The sequence below is a fragment of the Terriglobales bacterium genome (assembly GCA_035457425.1).
GTDB lineage: Bacteria > Acidobacteriota > Terriglobia > Terriglobales > Acidobacteriaceae > JACPNR01.
The window spans coordinates 1-5,157 of sequence record DATIBR010000121.1; the positions used below are offsets into that span (position 1 = coordinate 1).

6 protein-coding genes are annotated in these 5,157 nt (G+C 64.4%); 2 read left to right on the forward strand and 4 right to left on the reverse strand.

Annotation, left to right across the window (positions count from 1 at the left end):
• The coding region (locus tag VLA96_09170; protein HSE49362.1) for a response regulator transcription factor at positions 1-495 on the forward strand (495 nt) is incomplete at its 5' end.
• Positions 496-578: 83 nt separating this feature from the next.
• Here the strand turns inward: VLA96_09170 and VLA96_09175 are convergent.
• The 4 genes from VLA96_09175 to VLA96_09190 all read right to left on the reverse strand — a co-directional run bounded on the left by VLA96_09175 (position 579) and on the right by VLA96_09190 (position 4,030).
• Positions 579-1,238, reverse strand: a complete 660-nt coding sequence (locus VLA96_09175; GenBank protein ID HSE49363.1) for a haloacid dehalogenase type II — start codon at positions 1,236-1,238, stop codon at positions 579-581.
• Positions 1,239-1,316: 78 nt separating this feature from the next.
• Positions 1,317-2,024 (reverse strand): hypothetical protein, encoded by a 708-nt coding sequence (locus tag VLA96_09180; GenBank protein HSE49364.1) that lies wholly within the window; start codon positions 2,022-2,024, stop codon positions 1,317-1,319.
• A 91-nt stretch (positions 2,025-2,115) separates the two neighbouring features.
• Positions 2,116-3,171, reverse strand: a complete 1,056-nt coding sequence (locus VLA96_09185) for an HD domain-containing protein (GenBank protein ID HSE49365.1) — start codon at positions 3,169-3,171, stop codon at positions 2,116-2,118.
• 271 nt (positions 3,172-3,442) lie between these two features.
• Positions 3,443-4,030, reverse strand: a complete 588-nt coding sequence (locus VLA96_09190) for a hypothetical protein (GenBank protein HSE49366.1) — start codon at positions 4,028-4,030, stop codon at positions 3,443-3,445.
• A 307-nt stretch (positions 4,031-4,337) separates the two neighbouring features.
• Between VLA96_09190 and VLA96_09195 the strand changes: the two genes are divergently transcribed.
• Positions 4,338-5,157, forward strand: an 820-nt coding sequence (locus VLA96_09195; GenBank protein ID HSE49367.1) for a tetratricopeptide repeat protein, incomplete at its 3' end; no start/stop codon positions are given.

A 5,157-nucleotide genomic window follows, 5' to 3' on the forward strand; every position in this document is an offset into this window, starting at 1 on the left:
GGTATGCCTGGGCTCTCTTCGTTCGAGGCCGCGCGGCAGATCAAGAAGAACCGTCCGGAGACCAAAGTCCTCTTCCTCACCATGTACGAAGATGAAGACTACCTTGTGCAGTGTCTGGAAGCCGGCGCCGCCGGTTACGTGCTCAAGGACACGCCCGCGCCCCAGTTGTTGACGGCCGTGCGCGATGTGTACCGCGGCGGCAAGTACCTCAGCTCCCAGGTATTGGGCAAGCTGGTGGAAGACTTCCGCTCCCGCGTGCGCGACACCAAGCTGCGCCCGCGCATCTCCACCCTCACGCCGCGCGAGCGCGAGATCCTGAAGCTGCTGGCGGAAGGGAACTCGGTGAAGGAGATCGCCGTGCTTCTCGGCCTCAGCGTCAAGACCGTCGAGGCGCACAAGTTCAACCTCATGCGCAAGCTCGACATCCACAACAAGGCCCAGCTCGTGACCTACGCCATCCAGAAGAAGATCATCAAGATCCCCGTGAACCAGTGATTGCTCTGGCCGTGTCATGCTGAGCGGGGCCGCGTTTTCTGCGGCCTCGCGAAGCATCTCATCCGCGACAACCCATTCGTGAGCTAGACTCCCGCTCTGTCCGCCAGCGTCTTCAGGTTGGGAACTTCCAGGTCGGGCTGCGCGGCGTTGGCCACGACCGCGCCCTGGCCGCGCCGCGTCACCAGCACGTTCGCGAGCCCCAGCTGCTTCGCCGGCGCGATGTCGTGATGTCGGCTCTGGCCGCAGTGCAGCACCTTCTCCTTCTCGACTCCCAGGCGCTCCAGCGCGACGCGGAAGTTGTTGAGGGAAGGCTTGTAGCTGCGGCACTGCTCCGCCGTGATGACCGCGTCGAACGGGACCTCGAGCAGCTTCGCGGTCTCGGCGAACAGCGCGTCATCGGTGTTGGAGATGATCGCGAGCTTGTGCTTCGCCTTCAGCCTGCGCAGCGCCGCGACCGTGTCGGGAAACGGAGGCCACTGGCCGAGCGAATCGGGCAGCGCATCCATCTCCGCTTCGCCGGCGGCGAAGCCGAGCCGCTCGCCGAATCCGCGCACCACTTCGCGCAGCACCACGCGATACTTCCGGTAGGGACCGCGCTCGACCTCGGCTTCCAGCTCGCCGTAGACCTCGAGCAGTTCGCGGTCCGAGAGCGTCTTGCCGTGAGCTTTCACCAGCGGACGCAGCGCGCCCAGAATGCCGGTCTCCCAATCGATCAGGGTTCCATAGCAATCGAACGTGAGCACTTCGAATCTTGAAAAGTCGAGCATAAGAAGAAGCGCCGGCGAGTCGCCGGCGCCTATTACGATCTTACTGGGTACGGGCTACTCCGGCTTCACTTCCACGCTCTTCAGCAGCTTGAAGGCGAGCAAGCTCTCGGCCGGCAGCACGATGTTCTTGTTGCCGGTGAAGGCCGCGCCCGCGGTGCCCGCGCCCGCGCCCACGGCCGCGCCGATGGCCGCGCCCTTGCCGCCGCCCGCCAGCGCGCCGATCAGGGCGCCGGCGCCCGCGCCGCCGCCGATCATCCACGCCGTACGCTTGCCCTTGCCCTTCTGCGTCCGCTCCACCGTCGCGGTCGCGACGGAGTAGTTCGACCCGCCGAAGCTCACCTCGGTCAACTCGATCTGCAGCAGCGCTCCGCCCTTGAAGCGGCCGAGCGGCTTCGCGTCGACCACGTGTCCCGAGGCGCGCGCGCCGTTCGGGATCGCCGTCTTGCCGTCGACCACCACTTCCTTGTCGACGGTGGCGGTGAACTCGTCGCCCGCGTTGCTGGTCTTGGAGCTGAGCGACTGGTCCAGCCGCACGTTGATCACGGTGCCTTCCGGCACCACGATCTTCTTGCCCATCAGCTTGTCGAGCATTCCGGGCTTTTCGCCCGCGGTGGTCGTCGTCCTGCTCTTCGCGACGCCCGGCGCCGGCTGGTCGGCCGCCGCAGGCGAAGCGCCCGCTTCCTCGGCCGGCGGCTTGGAGCCGCAGCCCGCGACCAGGAACAGGATCACTAAGAGCCCGAGAAGCCACGAGATGCGTCGCATAATGCTTCCTCCGTTCGAATCCAGTGCTGCACCTTATCAGATGCAGTTTTTCGCGGTAAAGGACACGATGGTCGTAGAACTACTTAGGCACCTAAGTACTTGAGTTTCCTTCAGTTGAGGCCGCCGCCGCGGCCTTGGGTGCCTCCGCCGCGGCTTCCTTCTTGCCCGCCAGGAACTTCTTCGTGTTGAGCAGCGGACGCTGCAGCGACCCGTTGTAGCCGGCCCATTCGCTCTCGCTCTCGGCGTCGCGCTCGAACTGCGCGCGCATCGCTTCCATCTTCGAGTCGAGGTCGTCGAGGTAGTGCAGCATCAGCGCCTCGGGGAACATCGGCAGCTTGGGCGACCCGAAATCGTACTGCCCGTGATGGCTGATGATCAGGTGCTCGACCAGCGTCTTCAGCTCCGGCGGGAACGCCTGCCCGGCGCGCCGCTCCGCTTCCGGCAGCTTGGCCTGCAGCATCTCCAGCTCGATGATCATGTGCCCGAGCAGCTGCCCGCGCGTGGTGTAGCCGAAGGCGCGCTGGTAGCTCAGCTCGTGGATCTTCCCGATGTCGTGCAGGAAGGCGCCGGTGAGCAGCAGGTCGCGGTCGATCTGCGGATAGTTCCGGCAGACCAGGTCGCACGAGGTGAACAGCGAGACCACGTGGTCGAGCAGCCCGCCGATGAACGCATGGTGCAGCGTCTTGGCCGCGGGCGCCGCCTTGTAGGCCGCCGCGATCTCCGCGTCCGCCATGAAGGCTTCCACCAGCGCCTTGAGGTGCGCGTTCTGGAAGGTCGCCACGAACGCGCCCAGCCGCGCCCACAGCTCCTCGACGTCCTTGTCGGTCTTGGGCAGGTAGTCGGCGAACTCCACCTCGCTCTCTTCCAGCTTGCGCAGCTTGTGGATGGTGAGCTGGAAGCGCCCGTTGTACTTGTTGATCAGGCCCTTGACCTTGATGAAGTCGTTCTGCTCGAAGGCGTAGAGCGCGTCGGCGACGTTGTCCCACATGCGCGCCTCGAGCTGCCCGCTCTTGTCGGCCAGCGTCAGCCACAGGTACGGCTCGCCCGTCTTCTTCGCCTTGATCTGCTTGGACGCCACCACGAAGCTCGCCGTGATGACCTTGTTCTCTTGCTGCGCGCACTCGCGGACGTAAAACTCTTTTGGCATGGGAGACTCGGGCCCTGGGAGAGCTAGTTTAACGCGTTTCGCGGCGGATGAACCGGATGACCGCCGCGTATGGAGCCCAGCGTCCGGGAGAAGCCTGCAACGCAGAGCTCGCGGAGGAGAACGAGAACGCTGAGTCGCCAAAGAGCGGTTTTCTAAGCCGGGCGCTTCGCGGGGTCGTCCGCCGCGGCGCACGCCCGTTCTTTTTTTCCAAGAGCAAGATCATCGGTAGAGACGGGCTTCTGCCCGTCTCGAGACGCCCAGAAGGGCGTTTCTACCGTGGTGCATCGGCACCCCGTTCCTCCTCGGGGAGCAGGAGGGAGAGGAGCGCGGGGTCGAGAGGGGCTTCGCCGCGGGCGAAGCGGGCGAGCTCGCGGCAGATGCGCTGGGTGCCGTCGCGGCGGTCGGACGGGGGATCGAGGCGGGAGTAGAGGAACCACCAGAGGTCCTGCGGCTTCTTGGGGAAGAGCTCGCGCTCGGCGGCTTCGGCCTTGGCGCGCTGCTCGGCGGAGGGCATCTCTTCGCGGAGGCGCGGGAGGTTCTGGCTGGCGACCTGGAGGGCGTAGAGGATGCGCCCGGCCTCGGGGGCGGGGAGCTTGCCGAGCTGGAGCTGGCGGATGGTGTTGGAGATCTCGAGCTGGATGGAGGCGGCGTCCTCGTAGACGCCGAGGACGGGGTGGGAGCCCTCGTAGTCGCCGGCGTGGAAGACGCACCAGTTGGAGCCGGAGCGAGCGGGGGCAGAGCAGGAGTCGCCGGACATTTTGATGTGCTGGCAGCGGGGCGCGGCGGCGGCGGTAGCGAGGTTCTGGGCGTTGGCGACGGCTTTCTTCGGGGTGGTGATGCGGGCTTTGTGGCTTGCCATTGTGTTCTTACCTCTGGGGGTTTCTACCCCCCTCCCCCGGGGTGTCCGGGGGCATTAGTGAATCGAATCAGTGCGTTGCGGGTGGGGTAACCCCACGGCGGTTTGGGCTGCCGGGGCCGGATTTGGTTGTGAGAATGTGGCGAACATAAAACGAAAGTAGAATAGCGCGGGAGGCTGCTGGTTGTCAAGAGAAAAAGTAGGTATATATCTCATAGAGAATACGCAGAGGGTCCGGACAAGAACGAAGGGCTGTCAGGCGCCACCGGCTCTTGGAAAACTGTGGCAGCTGTACTAGATTTCCGGCCTAGTGAGCCGCTCAATCAGGAACGTGCTGTGCCTTCTGGCGGTAGCGGTGGCTGGTGTCTGCTTCGCACAAGAAGGTGCCCAGCCGCAGCCCAAGCCCTTTCAGCGCGAAGACATCATCGCGATGCTGAAGGACGGCGTGGCCAGTGGACGAATTGCGACCCTGCTGCGAGAGCGTGGGATTGATTTTGAGCCTACGGAGGATTACCTGAAGTCGGTTCGCATCGCCGGAGGTAACGAGGCCTTGGTCACGGCGATTCTGGAGGCACAAATCACGCTGGCATCCGAGGCACGAGCGCGACTCTCGCTGGTCCGGGAACATCAGCGCAAGGGCTATTCGCTCGCTCAGAAGAAACGATTTGCGGACGCAGAGTACGAGTACAAGCGCGCGATCGAACTCGATCCCTCGAACGAGCGGCTCCATCTGGAACTTGCCGATGTATATGTTGCGCAGGCGAAGTGGGACGATGTGATCATGGAAGCGCGGAATGCGCTGCGCCTTTCAGCGAACCTCGTGGATGCCTACATGTATATGGGCCTCGCGCAGCGCGAGAAGGGTGCTTTGAAGGAGGCTGCGGAAGCGTTTCGCGAGGCGATACGAATCGACCTTACCGACGCGGTTGCGCACTACAGCCTGGCGACGACGTTGTTTCGTCAAGCGGACTTCCGGGGTGCCATCGGGGAGTACAACGAGACGATAAGACTGAATCCCGAGGATGCGAATGCCTACGGCGACATGGCTATCGCGATGCTCCTCACGTTTGACTTTGTCGGCGCGCGAACCGCGGTTCGGCGCGCGCTGGCACTGAACCCGATGCTGCCTC